Source organism: Bartonella sp. MU37NMGALS, from assembly GCF_042194015.1.
Classification (GTDB): Bacteria; Pseudomonadota; Alphaproteobacteria; order Rhizobiales; family Rhizobiaceae; genus Bartonella; species Bartonella grahamii.
Genome location: NZ_JBHIML010000008.1, coordinates 44523 through 66460 on the forward strand (window position 1 = coordinate 44523; position 21938 = coordinate 66460).

The window sequence follows — 21938 nt, forward strand, 5'->3', positions numbered from 1 at the left end:
TTTAAATTCCCATCAAATATCTTTTATTCTTCTTCGACAATCATCGCAGCAATTTCTGCTTCAGCGACGCGGACATCTTCTACTTTTGCAACGCACGAAAAACGTCTCATACCAGACCTTTTTTTCAAAAGCTGAACATGAATCTTGAGTTGATCACCAGGCATAACCGGCTTACGAAATTTCGCATTATCAACTGTCATAAGGTAAACTAAATTTGTTTGCTTATTGCCTAAATTTAAAAGTGCTATTGCTCCTGCCGTTTGTGCCATAGCTTCTAAAATCAAAACTCCAGGCATAACAGGCTTCGCGGGAAAATGTCCCGTAAAATGCGGCTCATTAATCGTTATATTTTTAATACCAATAGCTCCTTGTTCACCATCAATATCAACTATACGATCGATTAATAAAAATGGATAACGGTGCGGCAATATTGATAATAGTTTTTCAATATCGACAGCCTCTAAGTTTTTAGTCTTTTCACTGCTGATCATATCAGCGTTTCTCCTTTTTAACTTTTCCCATACTGCGCAACGTCGCTACTTCACGAAACCATTGTTTAAATGGTCGTGCTGGACTACCTCCCCATTTTTCGCCATCCGGAATGTCATTCATAACACCACTACGAGCAGCAATCTGAACACATTTACCTATTATGATGTGATCGGCTACTCCGACACCTCCGCCAAGCTGAGACATATCCCCTATCGATGTACTTCCCGCAATGCCACATTGAGCGGCAATAAGACAATAGCGGCCAATTTTTACATTGTGGGCAATTTGAACAAGATTATCAATCTTGCTTCCTTCACCAATAACAGTATCTTGAAATGTCCCACGATCAATTGTCGTGTTCGCACCAACTTCTACACCATCCTCAATAATAACGCGACCAAGCTGTGGAATTTTCTCGATTCCAGAAACGCCCCCAATATAACCAAAACCATCTTGCCCAATGCAAACACCAGGATAAAGCTGAACCTTATCACCTATTATAGAACACTGAACTGTTACCTTAGGAGCAATATAGCAGTCACATCCAATACGGCAATTTTCACCGATAACAGCTGTGGATGAAATAAGAGTTCCTGCACCAATCTCAACATTTCTACCAATAACAGCTCCCGCTTCAATACACACATCATGTGCCAACTTAGCCGTTGGATGAATATGCGCATGCGATGAAATCCCCTTGGGTCCCAACCAAGGCATTGGCTTGACAGAATCTGGAAACAAAATACGACCAATCTGAGCAAAGTCACGCTGTGGTGTGGATGTTACCAAAATTGCCATAGTTTCGGGAACTTTAAAAACAATCTCATTCGTACAAAAAACAGCAACAGCGGAACTGTCCAGTAAAGCATCAGAAAACTTCCGATGCTCTACAAAAACAAGAGAACCCTCCACAGCACTCTCAAGTGAAGAAAGAGTATTGATAACTTTATGAGAAAACTCTGGATTAAGAAGCTTTGCACCCGTCAACTCAGCAACATTTGCAACTGTCAATTGCCGGGACGGCGTAAAAAAAAATGTATCCGCCATCAAAACACTTTCTCTCCCAGCTTAAGCTATTCTCTTCAAGTTTTTCCTTCTTAAAATCGCTCAAATCAGAACTTTGTAGAAATACCAAAATTCAATTGTTGCAAACGATCACCTTCCTGCTTCGTTATTGGCCAAGCATAATCAAAACGCAAAGGACCAAACGGAGAATCCCACATCAAACTCACACCTGCAGATGAACGCCAAGCACTTTTGGTATTGGTAACAGACGGTTCACCCTTAAAAACGGCTTTATAATTATTGCCATAAAGCGTGGCAATATCCGCAAATAAAGCACCGCGCAACCCGAACCCTTCAGGCACAACAGGGATAGGAAACTGTACTTCAGCAGTCGCATTCATATATGTTGTTCCCCCCAAGAAATAAACCTCACCCTTACTGGAAACCTGACGCGGACCTATTCCATTATATTTGAACCCTCGAATCATATCAGTATTCGCTTTAAACATATCGAAAATACGAACACCATCTCGACCCATTCCGTGGATATAACCACCCCCAAAGGAAAGCAAACCAACAATATCCTTCTGGTCAGAAAGAGTCTTGTACATCATCGCCTTACCCGTGGTCTTCAAGAACTTTGCACTTCCACCAAGCCCTGCATATTCCTGAAGAAGATGCACGTACCACCCATCATGGGGGGATCTCATATCATCAATCGTATTATAGGTGAAACCATAACTAATTGATGAACGTTTCCAAGGGCTTTGTTTTGCAGCTTGAACAATCGCACCAGAATATTTCCCATATAATGCTATTACGTCACTCTCTTTGTCAAAATCATACTCTCCGCCAAAATCATATTCTTCCTGCACGTAAGAATAAGCTAAATTAGCAGATAATTGATTATTAATAGGTAACGAAAACCGCAGCGATCCACCTGTCTGTCGTACATCATAAGCTTTATCAGCACGATAAGTACTACGAAAAACATCAACACCAGCAGATAAACGATACCCTAAGAAATAAGGATCAACAAATGATAAATTATAATTACGAGATTTTTCTTGCCCTGCACCCAACCCTAAACGAACATATTGACCACGTCCCCCAAGATTACGTTCAGTAACAGAAACTTCAAGTGACATACCAGGACTTGTTCCCCCTGTTGTATATCCTCCAGAAAGAGAGAGATCTCCTGTTGAAGCTTCAACGACATCTATTACCAAAATAACTTGGTCAGATTGATCTGTGGGAACCATTGAAATATTAACAGCTTTGAAGAAACCTAAACTTTCTAGACGACGTTTTGCCCGCTGTAATAAAGTTTGATTGTAAGCATCCCCTTCGTTTAAATCAATCTCACGGCGAATGACGTAATCACGCGTTTTCTCATTGCCACGTATATCAATACGCTGAATATAAGCACGTGTACCCTGTTCAATATTATATAAAATTGAAATTGTATGATTTGCTAAATTACGATTTCCCCGCGGCTCAACTTTAGCAAAAGCATATCCCGAATCAGCAACCTTGTTATTAATAATTGCAACAGACTGTTCAATATCTTCTGCACTATAAACATCACCTGGCTGGGTTTTAAGCCCCCTTTTCACAGATTGAACGTCAATTCCATCAACATCACTTTCAACCTGAATATCACTAATTTTATAGCGCACCCCCTCATCAAGAACGAAAGAAATTTTATATGTATTGCTTGCTGCATCAAAAGTCGCTTTAGAAGAGACTACACGAAAATCTGCATAACCACGATTATAATAAAAGCGACGTAAAGCTTCTTCATCAGCAGCGAGACGCTCTTCACTGTAAACATCACCTCCCAACAACTTCGAAAAAATTCCTGAAGTTTTTGTTGAAATCACATCACGCAAACGGCGACTTCCAAAGACACTATTCCCCTTAAAAGTGATATCACCAATCTTTGTTTTTTGCCCTTCAACAACATTAAATACTACATTAACTCGCCCTTTTCCAAGGTTAATCGTTTGAACGTTGACAGTGATATTATTACGACCAAGAGTTTTATAAGCTTCACGAATTGTATTTATATCAGCAGAAAGCTTAGCAGAATTAAAAGGCTCATTCGGTTTTAAAGAAATAAACCGCTTAAGATCTGGATCTTTAAAAGATTTATTTCCCTGAAACAATATCTGATTGACAACCTCATATTCTTTTACGAATACAACCAATTTATCACCTACCGGATTTATTTTAACATCATAAAATAAACCCAATTCGAAAAGATTCTTCACAGCATTATCAACATCAGCACTGGAAACCCCTTGTCCAGCCTTAATCCCGATATTGTCTCGAATTGCCTGAGAACTTACAAACTTATTCCCACGAACCTCAATAGAACGGACTACAGACGCTTGTATTTCTCCAACCGCAGCAATTGACATAAAAACCGTTGCTGGGGCAATCATCCCCATTTTTAACACCAATACAGATGCTGCATTTAAAAACTTTGAATTTGTAGTCATTGGCTTTTTTACCTTACTCTTGTTCCTTGGACATGATGCCTTAAAAAGCTAACTGCCATAACAACCTCTTTACAGCGAGACTTTTCATTCCTTAATTACTCATTATAATGTACGACGCCACAACATTTTGCAGACATGGTAAACAACCTTCAATTTGTTTTCGCTATTATTACTCAATTTATAAAGCGTTTTCCATAATTTAATTAGCTAAACCAACAAAAATAATCATTAAAAAAGACAAAGATCATAAAAAGGAGAAGAATGGAAAAACCTAAACGAAAAATAATTCCCTGGATTTTAGCAGATATTTCCCTCCCAGTAATGACCTCAATGACATGCAATAAAAGATGCCCACCATCAAGCGGTAGAATCGGAAAAAGGTTAATAAGCCCAACACTTATTGAAAGAAAAGCCGCTAAATTCAACAAAGAGACAAAACCTGTCTCGCTCACTTTCCAAGCAATTTTAACGGTTTTAGAAGGTCCACTTAGCCGACAACGGTCCTCTTTTCCTCCTATTAAACGACTCATAAAAAGAACGGTTTGAGTGACGATAAACACAGTACGGTCTGACGCTTCTCTTACGGCTGTTACAAAACCATAGCGAATATGTTTTATATAAGTTGGATCTAAATGTGCAGGATTATTTAAATCAATAGGAACACCTACACCTATCATAGCACTTCGTGTTCGATTACCAAATCCATCATCTCGCTCAACGATTTTCGGAGTAATCACCGTTGTAAAGAATCGCCCCATGCGTTCTATTTTAAACTCTATGGGTTTTCTTCCGTGAAAAGCCACATAATTCATCAAATCTTCAAAACTTTCAACCCGTCGTCCATCCATTTCAACAAAACGATCACCTAATTCCAAACCGGACTGAAGAGCAGGGCTATCTTTTACCAAAGAACCAATAACGGGCTCAATGGCTACACGACCATAGATAAAGAAAAAAAATGTTAGAATAACAACAGTAAAAAGGGCATTGAAAAAAGGACCGGCAAAAACAGTTGCTGCTTTTTTCCAAGCATGCGCACTAGCAAATGAACCGTCAACAATCAGAGATGATTGGGATGATGCCGTATCATTTTTTTCCTCATCCCCAACAAACTTTACATACCCTCCTACGGGGATAAGCGCTAAACGCCACTTCGTGCCATGCTTATCTGTATAACTCGCTATTTCTGGCCCAAATCCAAGCGAAAAAACTAACGCCCTAATACCACACCACCGACCAATGAGATAATGCCCAAATTCGTGCACAAAAATGATAATCATAATGATGAAAAGAATACTCAAACTTCTTAAAAGAAAATCACCCATAGTGACGATATAATTTAAAAGTCCCAAACTACCTTCTCCCAATTAGATCATACTAAAAAGATTAAAAGGTGCATCCATATCAGACATAAATGAACCAATTAAATAAAGAAGAAAAGCTGCCCCTACCAATCCATCTATACGATCCATAAAACCACCATGTCCAGGCAATAAAGAACTAGAATCTTTAACAGAAAACCGTCTTTTGAGCCATGATTGCCCTAAATCACTCAATTGTGAAACAATTGACAAAACAAGTGTAAGGAGAGGCACAAAAAAACTTGCTAAATTTATATCAAAAAATCCAAAAGCAACCCATATACCACCGAAAACTCCGACAAATGTACCACCAAGTGCTCCTGACCATGTTTTATTAGGAGAAAATTGTGGTGCTAATTTAGGTCCCCCTAATGCACGTCCGATAAAATACCCGCCAATATCTGTTCCCCACACTATCGTAAATAAGAAAATAACAACTTGGAACCCCAACATTTCATGATCCCGTAGAAAGCATAAAGCAACAACAGGAAAAGATGCATATAAAAAACCACAAAAAACCCAACCACTCTTTTTTATAGATATAATAGCCAACACCGCAGCCAAAACGATTAAAACACAAAAAATCAATGAAGCAGATACACTCAACACTAAAAAAAAGCCAAAGATCAAATAAAAGCTACTTGCTAATATTTTTTGTAAAATACACCATTTCTCTTTAGTAATACTCATCCACTCATAAAGAACAAAACCGCCAATACACCATACAAATAAAAAAAAGGAGATCCCTCCCAACCATGTTAGATACAATGCAATAAAACCAAACACAAAAGCTGTCAGAACACGATAAACCAAATTAGACAAAACAACATCCAAACAATAAAAATAGAAAATACAAGCTCTAAAATTGACGTAAGAAAAACCTCCCTACGCAATATTTTTATTTCATACTTGTATAAATTTCCCTTATAATTTATCATAAACAATTCAGTTTACCAAGATAGCGCTTATAAGACAAATAATCAATGAAAACAGCTTCGAAAATCTCCGTCAAGATTGATCCTAAAGTATTTTTTTAATATTTTCTCAAATATAAAATGAAAAAGCAGCTACCTATCCACATATAAATTAACTAATATAGGTTTCATATAAAAACACTTCTCTATCAAATATTCGTCGTAAAAAAATGAATTACACCATATAGCATCTGCTTCATCGATTATACTCACATGTTTTATAATGGAAAATAAGAGAAAGGTTAGGCTTGTTTTTTTGTGTTATATTCTTTCCCCAACCCTCATCTTAGAATATTTAAATAATTTCTAAGAATGCTTTCATTATGCTGTTTAACAAAGACATGCTAAACTGAAAGCCCTCACCATGCTGCTCAATAGCGTCTTCCAGCAAAGGACATGATTTACCACGCAGATTAAAAAATTAAAACATCTGCCCTTTCAAATCAATCTCTCCCATATCAAAATGATAAAATACCTTCCTGCATCACACCTTGTTATCACAGAGCACACCACTTCCCTTATCTATAGAAACAATTTACAGGCTGGGAGTAAACATCCTTTTCTAACAACAAAATCGTCTTAAACGTGCATAATTTCAGATTCTTTTACGGCTAAAATTTTATCAATATCAGCAATCGTTTCATCTGTGAGTTTTTGAACTTTTTCAGACAAACTATGGGCTTCATCTTGTCCAATTTCACCATCTTTTTCTAACTTTTTCAAATTGTCCATACCATCCCGACGAACATGACGTGTAGCAACACGCGCTTGCTCTGCATAGTGATGTGCAATTTTTACAAGTTCTTTACGGCGCTCTTCATTCAACTCAGGCAAAGGAATACGTAAATTCGTACCATCAGTTATGGGATTTAAACCAAGACCAGAATCGCGAATAGCGCGCTCTACAGCTCCTACCATCGTTTTATCCCATACAGAAACAGAAAGCATCCGAGGTTCGGGAACAGAAATATTAGCAACCTGATTTATGTGCACAACAGAACCATAAGATTCAACGGTCAACGGCTCTAATAAACTGGCCGATGCACGTCCAGTCCGCAAACCACCTAATTCATGTTTAAAAGCCGTAATAGCACCATCCATGCGACGTTTCAGATCATCTATAATTGATGTAACATTCATATTTCTGTCTCCTTCAATTGTCCTTTGAAGCTTACCCTTATTCTGATACTATTGTAAAGCGTCCTGTTCCATTCAAGACCTTAGCCAAACCGCCCTTTTCATGAATGGAATACACAATAATCGGTACATTGTTCTCACGTGCTAAAGTAACCGCCGTTGAATCCATAACAGATAATCCCCATTGTAACACTTCAACATGTGTTAATTGGTCAAAACGTTTAGCCGTAGGGTCTATCTTTGGATCTGCTGAATAAATACCATCAACTTGTGTTCCTTTAAGAAGGACATCCGCACCAATCTCAGCTGCACGCAAAGTAGCAGCAGAATCAGTGGTAAAAAATGGATTTCCTGTACCGCCCGCAAAAATAACAACTTTTCCCTGATTCATATAAGCTATTGCTTTACGTTGCGAAAAACTTTCACAAATTTGTGGCATAGCAATCGCAGAGAGTACAACAGTTTCAACCCCTAATTTTGTCAAAGATGTTCGCAATGCTAAAGAGTTGATAGCAGTTGCAAGCATTCCCATATGATCCCCTGTAACTCGGTCTCCACCATGTGAAGCAACAGCAACGCCACGAAAAATATTTCCCCCACCGATAACAACTGCAACTTCTATCCCCATTGTGCGCACTTCTGCAATATCAGCGGCAATACGATCTACAACAGAAACATCAATGCCAAAACTTTGCCCCCCCATAAGAGCTTCACCAGAAGCTTTTAAAAGAATACGTTTATACGGAAGTGCTAATGCCATTAATAATCTCCCCAAAAGCACATTTACTTTTTGCTTTTGACATCACGAAGGGCACCACTTTTTTTCACGTGACGCCCTCTCAACAATTACATTGCCCACACCAGAGATTCTACAACCAACGATATGATTTTAAATCTCTAATCAAGAGTTTGCAATAACTAGCCTTTTACAGCAGCAGCAACCTCTGCAGCAAAATCAGACTCCTCTTTTTCCACACCTTCACCCAATGCAAAACGAATAAAGCCTGTAATTTTTGCTGGTGCACCAATTGATTTCTCAGCATCCTTTAAAGCTGCCTCAACAGTCATATCAGGATTCATAACGAAAGCTTGAGAAAGCAAAACAACCTCTTCAAAAAACTTACGCATACGTCCTTCTACCATTTTTTCAATGATATTTTCAGGCTTTCCAGACTGACGTGCTTGATCTGAAAAAACTGCTTTTTCACGCTCAACAGCAGCAGCATCAACATCTTGTGCTGTAAGTGCTAAGGGATTGGTTGCCGCAATATGCATTGCAACTTGCCGACCAAAAGCAAGAGCAGCCTCTTTATTTCCTGTTGTTTCAATCGCAACCAAAACACCAAGCTTACCAAGACCATCAGCTACACTATTGTGTATATAAGTCGCAACAACACCATTCTCAACAGACAATTTAGCGGAACGACGAAATGTCATATTTTCGCCAATTGTACCAATTGCATCTTTAATCGTAAGCTCTACAGTTTTCTCAGAACCGGGATAAAGAGAAACAGAAACAGATTCAACATCACCTGGCGTATCCAAAGCAGCAATTGCTATATTGCGCACGATGTCTTGGAATCCGGCATTGCGTGCAACAAAATCTGTTTCAGAATTAACCTCAACCAAAACCGCATTTAAATCTTTTGATACGACTCCGATTAATCCTTCAGCCGCTGTACGACCAGCCTTTTTATCTGCTTTAGCTATTCCTTTTTTACGAAGCCAATCAACAGCAGCTTCCATATCACCACTGGTTTCAGCTAGAGCGGCTTTACAGTCCATCATACCAGCGCCAGATAGTTCTCGAAGTTCTTTTACTTGTGCAGCAGTAATGCTCATATTTGCCTCTTTATTTTGTAATAGTGAAAGCGTGCCCCCCCCTCTGCACGCCTATAACTTCTTCTTTAGACAATAAAAGTACCTTAATTAGGCGTTTTATATTATTCAGAAACTTCTGAAACCGCATTTTCTTTCAAAATAGGCTCCACAGGCGCATCAACTTGAGCTCCCAAATCAATACCCATTGCTCCTTGCTGGCGTGCAATACCATCAAGGGCAGCACGAGCAAAAAGATCGCAATAAAGAGAAATTGCACGCGAAGCATCATCATTACCTGGTATCGGATGCGTTACGTCATCAGGATCGCAATTGGTATCAATAATAGCAATCACTGGAATACCTAAACGTTTTGCTTCTTGAAGGGCAATATTTTCTTTATTCGTATCGATGACAAATATAAGATCTGGAACAGATCCCATATCTTTAATACCACCAAGCGCACGATTAAGCTTTTCACGATCACGTTCAAGATTTAAACGTTCTTTTTTGGTAAAACCTTGCGCCTCAGCAGCAAGAATTTTGTCAAGCTTTCGCAAACGATGTATCGAATTGGAAATCGTTTTCCAGTTTGTGAGCATGCCACCAAGCCAACGTGCATTAACGTAATACTGGGCAGAACGATTCGCCGCATCAGCGATAATGTCAGATGCTTGCCTTTTCGTACCAACAAAGAGAATACGACCACCACGCGCAACAGTATCTGAAACAAGTTTAAGCGCTTGGTGTAAAAGCGGAACGGTCTGAGCAAGGTCAATAATATGGATATTATTACGCTGACCATAGATATAGGGAGTCATTTTGGGATTCCAACGATGAGTCTGGTGACCAAAATGCACACCTGCTTCTAAAAGCTGGTGCATAGTAAAATCGGGTAGTGCCATAAATCTTATCCTTTCCGGTTCAACCTCCGCGGAAAAAGCAGGAAAACCTACTACCGGCGGATGCTTGCTAGAATTTTCTCACAAATTATTTGCAAACACCCAAACTCCGCGTGTGGAATAGTGCAAACATACTAATATTTGATTCTTTTTCAAGTCATTTTCTTTAATCATTTAATATTTGCATTTTCACATTGATTAAGATCTTTTCCAAGTTCCAAGAATTCGAGACTGTTCAATTTTGCACGCACTGAAAAAGTTCCATAATCTATATGAAGATCACGCATGATACCATTCTCATGTAAGAGAAAACTGCTACGATAAACCGGCAAACCATCTTTATTTTCTCCATCATCAAAATAAGAAATTGTAACAGGCCAATATTCGTCTTCATCCAATTTTCTCACTTTTTCCGTTTCGCTATCAGATAAAAGCGCCTTCTTTTCCCCTATGACGATACTTTCTTTTATAACTTTATCTGCTTTATTTGTCCCATCAAATACAGTAACATTGTAAAAATGATGCCCTGCTTTTGCATGGCGGATAATATTTTTTAGTTGCATCATTGGAAATTCAGCCATTGCAAGCTTATACTCTTTTTCCTTTGGCTTTTTTAAGGTAACTGTAATACCATCTTGAGTACGCTCCGCGACCCCCTCAGCACGATGCGCAACCTCTTCTCCCTCTTGATCTGTAATATTAAAACGAAATGTACGGCTGTCTCCTGTTTCATAACTCGTCGTCTGTTGATCCGTTAAACGTACCGGCATATCTTCAATGTGAACACGACTAATAAAACGAAAACGTGTGCTATAGCCTTGGCATGCCGAACCAGTAAGCTCGTAAACCATTCGCCCTGACATCGCAGAAATTGTCATGTCATGAGAAACGCTATCGAGATGAAAATCATAAATTGCTCGATGAGGCACAATAAAAATAGGCTCTTCAGCTCTCGCTGTACATAAAAAAACAATATATAAAATTATTATAAATAATGATCTAATCATTCCCAAATTCCAAACTTTATCCCCGTTGCATAACATCATACAATAAGGCAAAAAAGGCTAATTTCTCAATTAACCACACATTTCCTTAAATCAAAAAATAGATTATACAATGAATGTATTATAGAGCAGCTATGGAGTTTAAATTATGACCAATATGATTGAAAAAAACTTAGAGGAATTCGGAATCACTCTTCCTGAAGTAATCTCCCCCCTTGCCAATTACATCACCACTTCACAAAGTGGCAATCAACTCTTTATTTCTGGACAACTCCCTCTTATTAATGGAAAACCAATAGCCATCGGTAAAGTTGGTGCAACTGTGAATACCGAACAAGCCCAAAAAGCATCCGAAGCTTGCGCTCTCAATATTCTCGCTCAACTCAAGGCAACTCTAGGTGACTTAAATAAAATAAAACGTGTGGTAAAAATTACTGTTTTTGTGGCTGTAGATTCTCATTTTACCGATATTCCTTTTGTTGCCAATGGAGCTTCTAATTTATTTGTCAATATTCTTGGTGACATTGGAAAACACGCCCGTTCTGCTATTGGTGTTGCCTCTCTTCCTATGGATGTTCCTGTAGAAGTTGAAGCCATCATAGAAATCTAAGCCTTCATTAAGACAGAGCCCCATCCTAAATATAACTAAAGTCAAAATACTTCTTTGTCTTACACTCTGATAAACTTTGCATTTTTTCGTTTTTAATTAAAATCTTAAACTTATAATAAAAGGAAATATTTGTATGAAACAAGCTTATGACAATAACAATATTTTTGCTAAATTGATTCGCAATGAAATCCCTTCTGTTCGTGTCTACGAAGATGATGATGTTATTGGATTTATGGATATCATGCCACAGGCACCAGGTCATACGCTGGTCATTCCTAAAAAAGGCTCTAGAAACTTACTTGATGCGGATACTGAAACATTATTTCCCGTTATTAAAGCTGTTCAAAAAATTGCAAATGCCGTCAAAAAAGCCTTTCAAGCAGATGGCATAACTGTCATGCAATTTAATGAATCAGCTAGTCAACAAACCGTTTATCACCTCCATTTTCATATTATACCACGTATGGAGGGAATAGAACTTACCCCTCATAATAATATGATAACGCCTACAGAAATACTTGAAGAGAATGCAAAAAAAATCCGTGCAGCCTTATAACACACTCTTAAGTTGTTGTGCTTTTTTTTCCTACACGTTTTTTTGTAAAATTTTCCATTTTACTTTTCTTTGAACTTGCAGATATATCGGAAGATGAAATTTCCAACTGTAAGCTTTCTTTTCTGCAATTTGATTTTTGTGTCAATACGCGAACAATGCCACCGTTGCGTAACTTTCCAAATAAAATTTCATCAGCTAATGGCTTTTTAATATATTCTTGTATAACACGCCCTAATGGGCGTGCTCCCATCTGAGAATCATATCCTTGATTGGAAAGCCATAAAGTTGCAGAAGGGCTTAATTCAAAACAAATTCCCCGATCAGCTAATTGTGCTTCAAGCTGAAAAATAAATTTTTGCACTATCTGATTGATGATTAAATGAGATAAAGGTGCAAACGGAATAATTGCATCTAACCGATTACGAAACTCTGGTGTAAATAACCGATTGATTGCTTCTATATCCTCACCATCACGATGTACCTTCCCAAATCCAATAGCTGATTTTGCCATATCTGAAGCACCAGCATTGGTTGTCATAATCAAAATAACATTGCGGAAATCAATTTTCTTACCATTATGATCTGTTAATCTACCATAATCCATTACCTGCAATAAAATATTAAATAACTCTGGATGTGCTTTCTCAATCTCATCTAGCAATAGGACTGCGTGAGGCTTCTGATCAACAGCATCTGTAAGAAGACCTCCTTGATCAAACCCTATATAACCTGGAGGAGCTCCGATTAAACGTGCTACCGTATGCCGTTCCATATATTCTGACATATCAAAACGCAATAATTCAATGCCTAAAGATGATGCAAGCTGTTTTGCAACTTCAGTTTTTCCTACACCTGTTGGTCCTGAAAATAAATAACTTCCTATTGGTTTATCCGGTTCGCGTAAACCTGCTCGCGCCAATTTTATGGATGAAACTAAGACGGAAATTGCCTGATCTTGCCCATAAACAACATGTTTGAGTTCTCTTTCAAGCTTACTCAATATCTTCTGATCATTCCGAGAAACTGTTTTTGGTGGAATTCTTGCAATTGTAGCAACAGTAGCCTCAATTTCTTTAACACCTATACTCTTCTTGCGTTGTTTTTGTGGCAAAAGCTTTTGCGCTGCGCCACTTTCATCAATAATATCAATTGCTTTGTCAGGTAACCTACGGTCAATTATATAACGTGAAGATAATTCTACAGATGCCTTCATCGCCTGATCTGTATATTTAATCTGATGAAAATCTTCAAAGTAAGGCTTCATCCCCTGCAAAATCTTAATCGCATCTGTAACAGAAGGTTCATTAATATCAATCTTCTGAAAACGACGCTCTAAAGCACGATCTTGTTCAAAGAATTTGCGATATTCTCTGTAAGTCGTCGAACCAATACATCGCATAGTTCCAGAAGATAATACAGGTTTTAAAAGATTTGCTGCATCCATATTTCCCCCTAATGTCGCTCCTGCTCCAATTAAGGTATGAATTTCATCAATAAATAAAATAGCATCTGGATACAGCTCAAACTCTTTAATAACTTGCTTTAAGCGTTCTTCAAAATCACCGCGATAACGTGTACCAGCAACAAGCCCCCCCATATCAAGAGAAAATATTGTTGCATTTGATAAAACTTCAGGCACTTGCGCATCAACAATGCGCTTTGCCAATCCCTCAATTATAGCGGTTTTCCCCACTCCAGGATCACCAACCAAAAGCGGATTGTTTTTTGACCTTCGACATAAAATCTGAATCATGCGTGAAATTTCTATTTCACGGCCAATTAATAAATCAATTTTTCCATTAAGTGCTTTACAATTGAGATCAACACAATAATTCGTTAAAGCACTTGTTCCTCTTTCATCATTATCCGAAATCTGCTGATCTAATTGCTCTTCAAGTCCTTCAAGTAACATGGATAACCCATCATCACGCGTGATACCATGCGAAATAAAACGTACAGCATCATAGCGTGTCATGCCCATTTCTTGAAGAAAATATGCTGCATGGCTTTCACGTTCAGAAAAAATTGCAACAAGAACATTTGCCCCCGATACTTCATCTTTTCCAGCTGATTGTGCATGAATCACCGCACGTTGGATAACACGCTGGAAAAAAGCTGTAGGCTTAGTATCCTCATCAGCTCTAATATGTTCATCTAACTCTGAGCGAAGATAATTGGTTAAGCGCTCTCGTAATTCCTCCACATCTACTTGGCAAGCCTGAATAACGGAATTTGCATCAGCATCATCTAACAGCGCAAGTAGAAGATGCTCTAATGTTGCGTATTCATGCTGTGCCTGAGTAGCAATTGTTAATGCACGATGCAAAACCTCTTCAAGACTAGGTGTAAAAGATGGCATAATTCCTCACTTCCATTCCATTACACATTGTAACGGATGTTCATTTTGACGCGCACATTCCCTCACTTGTAATATTTTCATTTCAGCGACTTCATAAGTATAAGTTCCACATTCTCCTATCCCACTGTGATGAACATTTAACATTATTCGCGTTGCCTCTTCGAAACTTTTTTTAAAAAAGCTCTTCAAAACGAAAACAACAAAATCCATAGGTGTGTAATCATCATTAAGCAAAAAAACTCGACATAATTTAGGTTTTTCGAGTTTTGCTCTAGCCTTAAGCGTTATAACCGCACCATGCCTAATTTCATCCCAATTCTTGCCCTTTTCATTATGCATAATATGAGCTATAGAGTTTATTATAAGCATCCGTCCCATTATCGTTTTCCATGCAGCACATTTTTATCAATTTTAAATTCTTTCATAATTATTGCAATACCTGTATGTGTTAGAAAAAGATTCCCTCTATGGTTAGACTTCAATCACTCACTTATAAAATAACTTCTGTAAACAAATTAGTAATACCATTCGTCTAAACTGCATCAACAAATTACAGAAAAGGAAGCTTTATAGAAGTTTTTTAGGATAAATGGAGAAATAGGATACTGCAAGTGTATATTAATTATCAAAAAATTATGCGCTACTGTAAAACAATAGCAATTTCTTTTGTTGTGTTAGCTTTTTCTTACTGTTGGGCATCAGCCACACCTCAAGGAGCCTATCCTGATAAGTATGCGGCTATTGTTATAGATGCTACTACGGGAAAAACTCTATTTCAAGCCAATGCAACACTGAAACGTTATCCTGCTTCTTTAACAAAGATGATGACATTGTACTTACTCTTTGAAGCTATGCAGATGCGTCGTGTGACACCAAATACACCAATTCCTGTTTCACATTATGCAGCAATGCGTCCACCGACAAAAATTGGCTTTAAAGCAGGCCAAACAATTTCTGCAGAATCAGCAGCTAAAGCACTCATTACAAGATCCGCAAATGATGTTGCTGCTGCCATTGCAGAATATCTTGGAGGTAGTGAAAAAAAATTCGCTCAAATGATGACAGTAAAAGCTCGTAAACTTGGCATGAAACATACACATTTCGCGAATGCTTCAGGGCTTCCGGATGTGCACAATTATTCTACAGCACGAGATATAGCGACTTTGTCATTAGCTTTACGTAAACATTTTCCAAAACAATATAAATTGTTCAAAACAAAAAGTTTTAATTTCCGTGGACATAAAATTAACAGCCACAATAAACTCGTTAAAATAATGAAAGGTGTCGATGGAATTAAAACAGGGTACACACAAATGTCAGGTTCTAATTTAGCAACTTCAATGCGTCTCGATGGGCGCTCTGTTGTCGCTGTTGTTCTGGGAGGTAAATCGTCTACTGCACGTGACGAGCATATGGCTAGCCTATTGAACCAATATTTGCCCAAAGCAAGCCAAATGAAAAGTGGTGAACGTTTAATGGCTTCTGTACGCTATCACTTACCGACTGGTGCCAATACTCCTATACCAACCATTAAAGCTGATTCAAGTAATTTTGACGATGAAATTTCGACTATGTTGACAGCATTTGCAGAACAACCTAAAAACTCCAATATCGCAATAACGGCTGTAAATAAAGTAATTATACCAATACCAAACCCTCAAAAAACTATACCGGTTGAGACTCATAAAATTGTAACAGCCTCTTTGTCCACAAATGCCGGATGGGCTATCCAAATTGGTTCTCTTCCTAGTGAAGAACAAGCAAAAACTTTACTTTTAAAAGCAAAAAATATAGCTTTTTCTACTTTAAAGCACGCATCTTCGCACATGCAACTTTTTGAAAAAAGTGGGCAGCGTTATTATCGAGCGCGCTTTACAGGGTTTCAATCAAAAAAAGCTGCATTTGATGCTTGCTCTACATTAAAGAAAGCAAATTTTAACTGCTATACTGTAGCCTACTAAAAATTTTTGAATTCTGCGTTAAGGATAGTATTATGACAGATAATGCTTTTGCTTCATTCCATAAAAAAGAAATTTTATTGAAGCAATCGTCCCTCCTTTCATTGCGTTCTCTTCACGATGCTGCTGCAAAACTTACTGGTTTAAAATATAATTCGACTGCATTAGATACACAATCTCTTGTTAACCTTCTCATTTGCCAAACAATACGCAACCGTCGTCTCATAATGCCTCCTGTACGCATTCATTTACGCGTTGCTAGCCAAACTGGTAATGTGCCTATTAAAATCCGTCTAGGAGCAACAAATATTTAATTTTACAGACCATCTCTAAAAAATTATTTTATTATTAACCATTATCTACAGCCTTAGCCCCCCTTTGATAAAGATACTTTTTTCTTAAATTATGGAATTGTGCTGAAAGCTTTTCCAACTATCCAGTACCTCCAAGCTTTCAATAAAACCATTATTAAGGACATAAAAAACACCCAATATTTTTCCACTTTTGGATTTAATATAAAAATTATCCTTGATATCTTTTTGGAAAAAATAAATAGCTTTATTGGATAAAAGCTTATCATTTTAGGAGTTGTTGTAAAAGTTTAATAAAGGAAGTCCCTCTTAATAACGCTCCCCCCTACAACATAAACGCTGTAAAAAATAATCTAACTCCTCTTACTTTTATTTCTTTCGACAGACAAAGCAAACTGGAAAATACAAATACTATCGATGAAAAAACGTAAAAGAAATTATCAGATTAAATATCATGTTAACGATTTCCATAAGATTTTAATTTATAATTTATTTTTTGCATATTGAATAAGAGGTTTTTGTAAAATTCTCTTATTTTTCTTCTTATATTGAATCAGTCAAAATCGTTCGCTTGCTCATCACGAGCAAGATTGGCATTAAACTATTAAAAAAAAGGATGATAGTGCTGCTTTTCTCCCTCTATAAATAAAGATGCTAATGCTCTATAGATTTTATACCATTCATGGGAAACTTACATTATACTATTCATATCCAAGATACTGATTTATAAAGATAGTTCATTATTTTTCATGTTAGATGAGAATCTCGAATATCGTAAGATTCTCTCATTTGAAATTTGTTTATGTTGAATCAATCAAAACTGTTCTCTTGCATGTTATGAGCGAGATTAGTGTGTGGTGTGAAACCGTACAAAAAAACTCAAAATGCCTATAATGAACCGTTTCAAATACCAAGGGCTTTGGTCCCCATACAGGGGGGGGCTGGTAAAGTGTGTAATCGTGCCAGCGCACTCTTTTTATTAAGCATAAAGATCGTGGTGCTCAATGAATCTACCATTATACATTCACAGATACCATCGCAAAATGAGTTTGAGAGCGTTGAGAGATATTTTTTTAAAACAAACTCATGAATGAGTAACAGGATAATGTTCTATCGCATGCATTCTATTCTCATGAGAATTTTGATAAATATTTTTAATGTATACGTTATTATTTATTTTAGTTTTTTTGACGGTACAGAATTTATAAATAAAAAATATATTCCCAATATATCTCTTAATTACTGTAAATTAGCATTTCTTTTTAAGGTATTTTTTACCATACTAGGTACCCAAAAATCTTTACTTCCAAAAAATTAAAATCTTTAAAATTCTCTCTCCTCATCATAATTATTCAGATTTAAAACAAATTTTCCTTGGATACTCAGGCATAATCTTCCATTACTTAAAAGATATGGCTATGGAAACTTTAAAAAGCCATAAAACCCAGCTAAAAAATAATGGCAGATTGATCACTAATTTTACTTTACGCTTTTTTACTTTTTCTAAATTAGGCTTTTTCCCATTTTAGATACAAATCAGATAGATACTAACAATACTCTCCCTCCAAGCCTTCATGCCGAAGCTATTATTCGTTAAGAAAACACTGAATCATCTCGAATTTATTTCAAGCTGCTGCTGCATTAAAGTGGAATTTTAATTTATAAGTAACAAAAAGCACAAGCTTTATCAGGAAATACGATCCCCCTCCAAAAAGTCCAGTTATGGATTGAAAGATGCTCCAGCTCCTAACAAGATATTGTATTAACTGCAAGACCACCTTTACTTGTCTCTTTATAGCGTTCACTCATATCATGACCAGTCTGGCGCATTGTTTCTATACAAGCATCAAGAGAAACAAAATGATCTCCATTACCATATAACGCAAGAGAAGAAGCCGTTACCGCCTTAACAGCTCCCATTGCATTACGCTCAATACAAGGAACTTGTACAAGACCTGCAACAGGATCACATGTCATTCCCAAATGATGTTCAAGCGCAATTTCTGCCGCATTTTCAATTTGAGCTGGTGTTCCACCTAACGCTGCGGTCAACCCTGCTGCGGCCATTGAAGATGCCGTTCCAACTTCACCTTGACACCCAACTTCTGCACCAGAAATAGAGGCATTATGTTTGATAACACCGCCTATAGCTGCTGCCGTTAATAGAAAATTATGTATTCCCTCTCGATCTGAATCATCATTAAATTGAAGATAATAACGCAAAACTGCTGGGATAACACCGGCTGCCCCATTTGTTGGGGCTGTAACAACACGACCACCTGCTGCATTTTCCTCATTGACTGCTATGGCATATACCGAAAGCCAATCATTTGCCCAAAGTGGATAATTGTGATTTTTCTTTTGATTTTTCAAAAGCGTTTCATGCAGCTTTTTAGCACGCCTTAGAACACGCAATCCACCAGGCAACTCACCTTCTTGTGAAAGACCTCTATCAATGCAATTTGTCATCGCTGAAAAAATTTCATCAAGCCCTGTATCAAGAGAAGAACGCTCTATCTTTATTTCTTCATTTAAGCGCTTCATTTCAGCAATTGAAAGTCCTGATTTTTCTGCCATTGATAACATTGTACAAGCAGAATCAAATGGATATGGCACCTCAAATGCTTCTGGTTGTATATTATCATTTATATGGCTTAATTCATCCTCAGTCACAACAAAGCCACCACCGATAGAATAATAAATCTGCCGTAACAGAACATTCCCATCAGTATTAAGTCCTTCAAAGGCCAGTCCATTTGTATGTCCAGGGAGGATTTGCTTTCGTTCAAAAATAAGATCATGCTCCACATCAAACTGATAAGCGGGATGGCCTTCTGGTTGCACTTTTTTTTCACGTATAACTTTTTCTAACAACCCCCCCATGCTATCAGGATCAACAGTAGAAGCTTTTTCTCCTAAAAGTCCTAATATGATAGCCCTATCTGTTGCATGACCAATACCCGTGAAAGCCAAAGAACCATAAAGATAAACACGTATACGAGAAACTTGGATATCAGATGACTGAGAAAAATCTCCTATCTTTTGTAAAAACATATTAGCAGCTGTCATCGGCCCCATCGTATGTGAGCTAGAAGGACCAATCCCAATTTTAAAAAGTTCAAAAACAGATAGAAACACGCATCACCTCAAAACTATAGTACAGCTTGAGCATATATGATTTTTCATAACGTTTGTCCCGTTTAAAATCAAATTGCGAGATAAACTAAAAAAATGACAGCAATAAACACGAATGTAGCTCGTCTTGCTACCACCCAACACTTTCTCTCTATAGTGTTTTCCATTAAGCCAACCTTCAAAAAACGGACAATGCCCCTAGAGTCACCGCTCTTAATGTTTCAAATTTAGTAAAATAAGTGTTAATACGCAATATTAAAATTCAATAAGGATGCGAAATTCTTATCGGAAATATTTTTCATAATGCACCAAGTTCTTCAAAACGTATGCTTAATTATATAAAATATTTTATGGGTATGTTTCAATGAAACGTACAAAGTTTTCTAACGATTCTCGTTCTGTCTCAAAATTGTTTTCTGGAGCACTCATATCGCGATAACCAAGTGCCATACCACAGATAATATGGCGATCCGAAGGAATAGATAAAAGCGTGCGAATCTGTTTATGATAATCAGCAAAAGCAGCTTGAGGGCAGGTATCTAATCCAAATCCACGTGCAGCTAACATAATGGTCTGCATAAACATACCCAAATCAAGCCAACTCCCCATTTCCATGTCGTGATCCATTGTAAATAAGAGTCCTACAGGTGCATCAAAAAATAAAAAATTTCGCGCCTTTTGATGAAGTATTTTTTCTTCATCACCTTTTTGAATTCCAAGACTCTGATAAAGATCCAAACCAACTTTTCGACGTCTTGAAATATAAGGCTCACGCCACTGATGTGGATAATAACTATATTCACGCTCTCCTTTTACACCTGAAAGAACAAGTTGTGAAAGCTCTTGCCCTACTTTCTGTAATACACTTCCTGTAAGCACAATCACTTGCCATGGCTGAATATTTGTTCCAGATGGTGCACGTGCTGCAAGTTTTAAGATTTCTTTGATTGTTTCCAAACTAACTGGCTGATCAGTAAAAGCGCGAATTGACTTTCGTGACAAAATAGATTGAAAAACACTCATAGGAGAAACTGCCATTGTTTTTACTTTCTTTATGAAAAATAATTTTTTTGCTTATCAAGGACAATATACTGCGAAAATACCTTCGTAGCTTTTTTCGAACACTCTATTTCTTTAAATAATTCACACATTTCACGTAGTGTTAAAGATTCCCCTTAGAGATAGTATAACCTATCTCTTTTAATAGAAAGAAAATTGTCTAAAAGCAGATGAAATAAATTTTATAATCAATGATTAACCCCCAACTCCGCTAAGCTCTCAAAAAAACTCTCCTCAATTCGTTCCAAATCCTGTAGAAGATCATCAATATCATGCTGCATCTGCTTTAAATCAGCTCGTTTTTTATGAATTCCTGCAATTAACTTCTTAAGCTTTTTCTCATCATCAGGTGGTTTTTCAACCATTGTCAACATATCAGATATTTCAGACAACGAAAATTTAACTCTTTTAGCACGCAGTATTTGTTTTAACTTATGACGATCCGTTTGTGTATAAAGCCGTGTATTTCCACGCCGAAAAGGAATAAGAAGCCCCTCTTCTTCATAATAACGCAAAGTCCGAGCTGTTATTGAAAACTCACGTGTTAATTTTCCAATTGAATAATATTCGTACATTTTTTCATTCTGTCTTCATAGATCACATTGTGATAAGAAATATGTCTATTTTTTATAATACTTAGTGAGTAACGTAATCTCTACTCTCCTACATTCTAATTTAGAAGAAGATACATTCTTGTCATACAAGTATTGTATAGTAGAGGATCAATTATTTTTTAGATTACAGAAAAGACTA

General features: G+C 37.2%; 19 protein-coding genes. 4 read left to right on the plus strand and 15 right to left on the minus strand.

Annotated elements, in window-relative coordinates:
- Positions 1–23: 23 nt before the first annotated feature.
- From fabZ to ACFIJP_RS05985, 10 genes are all read right to left on the minus strand, one after another.
- Positions 24–491, minus strand: a complete 468-nt coding sequence (gene fabZ / locus ACFIJP_RS05940; protein ID WP_375626256.1) for a 3-hydroxyacyl-ACP dehydratase FabZ — start codon at positions 489–491, stop codon at positions 24–26.
- A 1-nt stretch (position 492) separates the two neighbouring features.
- The gene (gene lpxD, locus ACFIJP_RS05945; RefSeq protein WP_375626258.1) at positions 493–1539 is read right to left on the minus strand and encodes a UDP-3-O-(3-hydroxymyristoyl)glucosamine N-acyltransferase; all 1047 of its coding nucleotides are present in this window, start codon (positions 1537–1539) and stop codon (positions 493–495) included.
- A gap of 65 nt (positions 1540–1604) precedes the next feature.
- Positions 1605–4001, minus strand: coding sequence for an outer membrane protein assembly factor BamA (gene bamA, locus ACFIJP_RS05950; protein ID WP_375626260.1), 2397 nt, complete (start codon positions 3999–4001; stop codon positions 1605–1607).
- A gap of 203 nt (positions 4002–4204) precedes the next feature.
- Positions 4205–5353, minus strand: a complete 1149-nt coding sequence (locus ACFIJP_RS05955; RefSeq protein WP_375626261.1) for an RIP metalloprotease — start codon at positions 5351–5353, stop codon at positions 4205–4207.
- A 15-nt stretch (positions 5354–5368) separates the two neighbouring features.
- The gene (locus tag ACFIJP_RS05960) at positions 5369–6184 is read right to left on the minus strand and encodes a phosphatidate cytidylyltransferase (protein WP_375626262.1); all 816 of its coding nucleotides are present in this window, start codon (positions 6182–6184) and stop codon (positions 5369–5371) included.
- A 731-nt stretch (positions 6185–6915) separates the two neighbouring features.
- On the minus strand, positions 6916–7476 hold the full coding sequence (gene frr / locus ACFIJP_RS05965; protein WP_375626264.1) for a ribosome recycling factor: 561 nt from the start codon (positions 7474–7476) through the stop codon (positions 6916–6918).
- Between the two features lie 37 nt (positions 7477–7513).
- Complete coding sequence (gene pyrH / locus ACFIJP_RS05970) at positions 7514–8233, minus strand: UMP kinase (protein WP_012755043.1); 720 nt, start codon at positions 8231–8233, stop codon at positions 7514–7516.
- 158 nt (positions 8234–8391) lie between these two features.
- Positions 8392–9315, minus strand: coding sequence for a translation elongation factor Ts (tsf, locus tag ACFIJP_RS05975; RefSeq protein ID WP_375626265.1), 924 nt, complete (start codon positions 9313–9315; stop codon positions 8392–8394).
- A 101-nt stretch (positions 9316–9416) separates the two neighbouring features.
- Positions 9417–10196, minus strand: coding sequence for a 30S ribosomal protein S2 (rpsB, locus tag ACFIJP_RS05980; protein WP_375626266.1), 780 nt, complete (start codon positions 10194–10196; stop codon positions 9417–9419).
- Between the two features lie 167 nt (positions 10197–10363).
- Positions 10364–11200: a cell envelope integrity EipB family protein gene (locus ACFIJP_RS05985; protein ID WP_273788136.1), complete on the minus strand. Its 837-nt coding sequence runs from the start codon at positions 11198–11200 to the stop codon at positions 10364–10366.
- Between the two features lie 145 nt (positions 11201–11345).
- Here ACFIJP_RS05985 and ACFIJP_RS05990 point away from each other — a divergent pair, with 145 nt between their 5' ends.
- Entirely contained in the window at positions 11346–11807 is a 462-nt protein-coding gene (locus ACFIJP_RS05990) for a RidA family protein (RefSeq protein WP_375626268.1), read from the plus strand.
- 133 nt (positions 11808–11940) lie between these two features.
- Positions 11941–12363, plus strand: coding sequence for an HIT family protein (locus tag ACFIJP_RS05995; protein WP_375626270.1), 423 nt, complete (start codon positions 11941–11943; stop codon positions 12361–12363).
- Positions 12364–12370: 7 nt separating this feature from the next.
- Here ACFIJP_RS05995 and clpA read toward each other — a convergent pair whose 3' ends face one another.
- Positions 12371–14722, minus strand: coding sequence for an ATP-dependent Clp protease ATP-binding subunit ClpA (clpA, locus tag ACFIJP_RS06000; protein WP_375626271.1), 2352 nt, complete (start codon positions 14720–14722; stop codon positions 12371–12373).
- A 6-nt stretch (positions 14723–14728) separates the two neighbouring features.
- Positions 14729–15100 (minus strand): ATP-dependent Clp protease adapter ClpS, encoded by a 372-nt coding sequence (gene clpS / locus ACFIJP_RS06005; protein ID WP_375626273.1) that lies wholly within the window; start codon positions 15098–15100, stop codon positions 14729–14731.
- A 233-nt stretch (positions 15101–15333) separates the two neighbouring features.
- Here clpS and ACFIJP_RS06010 point away from each other — a divergent pair, with 233 nt between their 5' ends.
- On the plus strand, positions 15334–16683 hold the full coding sequence (locus ACFIJP_RS06010) for a D-alanyl-D-alanine carboxypeptidase (protein ID WP_375626275.1): 1350 nt from the start codon (positions 15334–15336) through the stop codon (positions 16681–16683).
- Positions 16684–16715: 32 nt separating this feature from the next.
- Positions 16716–16994, plus strand: coding sequence for a hypothetical protein (locus ACFIJP_RS06015; RefSeq protein WP_375626277.1), 279 nt, complete (start codon positions 16716–16718; stop codon positions 16992–16994).
- A gap of 1743 nt (positions 16995–18737) precedes the next feature.
- On the opposite strand, the gene ACFIJP_RS06020 is transcribed toward ACFIJP_RS06015, so the two are convergent.
- The 3 genes from ACFIJP_RS06020 to ACFIJP_RS06030 form a co-directional block, all read right to left on the minus strand.
- Complete coding sequence (locus tag ACFIJP_RS06020; RefSeq protein WP_375626279.1) at positions 18738–20129, minus strand: L-serine ammonia-lyase; 1392 nt, start codon at positions 20127–20129, stop codon at positions 18738–18740.
- Positions 20130–20474: 345 nt separating this feature from the next.
- Positions 20475–21164, minus strand: coding sequence for a nitroreductase (locus ACFIJP_RS06025; RefSeq protein WP_375626280.1), 690 nt, complete (start codon positions 21162–21164; stop codon positions 20475–20477).
- 209 nt (positions 21165–21373) lie between these two features.
- Positions 21374–21760 carry a MerR family DNA-binding transcriptional regulator gene (locus ACFIJP_RS06030; RefSeq protein WP_375626282.1) on the minus strand — a complete coding sequence of 129 codons (387 nt, stop codon included), beginning with the start codon at positions 21758–21760 and terminating at the stop codon, positions 21374–21376.
- Positions 21761–21938: the final 178 nt, after the last annotated feature.

What these genes read in the sequence shown, in the direction of transcription:
- fabZ (WP_375626256.1), bottom strand. Translation starts at nt 491, where the DNA reads ATGATCAGCAGTGAAAAGACTAAAAACTTAGAGGCTGTCGATATTGAA.
- lpxD (WP_375626258.1), bottom strand. Translation starts at nt 1,539, where the DNA reads ATGGCGGATACATTTTTTTTTACGCCGTCCCGGCAATTGACAGTTGCA.
- bamA (WP_375626260.1), bottom strand. Translation starts at nt 4,001, where the DNA reads ATGACTACAAATTCAAAGTTTTTAAATGCAGCATCTGTATTGGTGTTA.
- frr (WP_375626264.1), bottom strand. Translation starts at nt 7,476, where the DNA reads ATGAATGTTACATCAATTATAGATGATCTGAAACGTCGCATGGATGGT.
- pyrH (WP_012755043.1), bottom strand. Translation starts at nt 8,233, where the DNA reads ATGGCATTAGCACTTCCGTATAAACGTATTCTTTTAAAAGCTTCTGGT.
- tsf (WP_375626265.1), bottom strand. Translation starts at nt 9,315, where the DNA reads ATGAGCATTACTGCTGCACAAGTAAAAGAACTTCGAGAACTATCTGGC.
- rpsB (WP_375626266.1), bottom strand. Translation starts at nt 10,196, where the DNA reads ATGGCACTACCCGATTTTACTATGCACCAGCTTTTAGAAGCAGGTGTG.
- ACFIJP_RS05985 (WP_273788136.1), bottom strand. Translation starts at nt 11,200, where the DNA reads ATGATTAGATCATTATTTATAATAATTTTATATATTGTTTTTTTATGT.
- ACFIJP_RS05990 (WP_375626268.1), top strand. Translation starts at nt 11,346, where the DNA reads ATGACCAATATGATTGAAAAAAACTTAGAGGAATTCGGAATCACTCTT.
- ACFIJP_RS05995 (WP_375626270.1), top strand. Translation starts at nt 11,941, where the DNA reads ATGAAACAAGCTTATGACAATAACAATATTTTTGCTAAATTGATTCGC.
- clpA (WP_375626271.1), bottom strand. Translation starts at nt 14,722, where the DNA reads ATGCCATCTTTTACACCTAGTCTTGAAGAGGTTTTGCATCGTGCATTA.
- clpS (WP_375626273.1), bottom strand. Translation starts at nt 15,100, where the DNA reads ATGGGACGGATGCTTATAATAAACTCTATAGCTCATATTATGCATAAT.
- ACFIJP_RS06015 (WP_375626277.1), top strand. Translation starts at nt 16,716, where the DNA reads ATGACAGATAATGCTTTTGCTTCATTCCATAAAAAAGAAATTTTATTG.
- ACFIJP_RS06025 (WP_375626280.1), bottom strand. Translation starts at nt 21,164, where the DNA reads ATGGCAGTTTCTCCTATGAGTGTTTTTCAATCTATTTTGTCACGAAAG.
- ACFIJP_RS06030 (WP_375626282.1), bottom strand. Translation starts at nt 21,760, where the DNA reads ATGTACGAATATTATTCAATTGGAAAATTAACACGTGAGTTTTCAATA.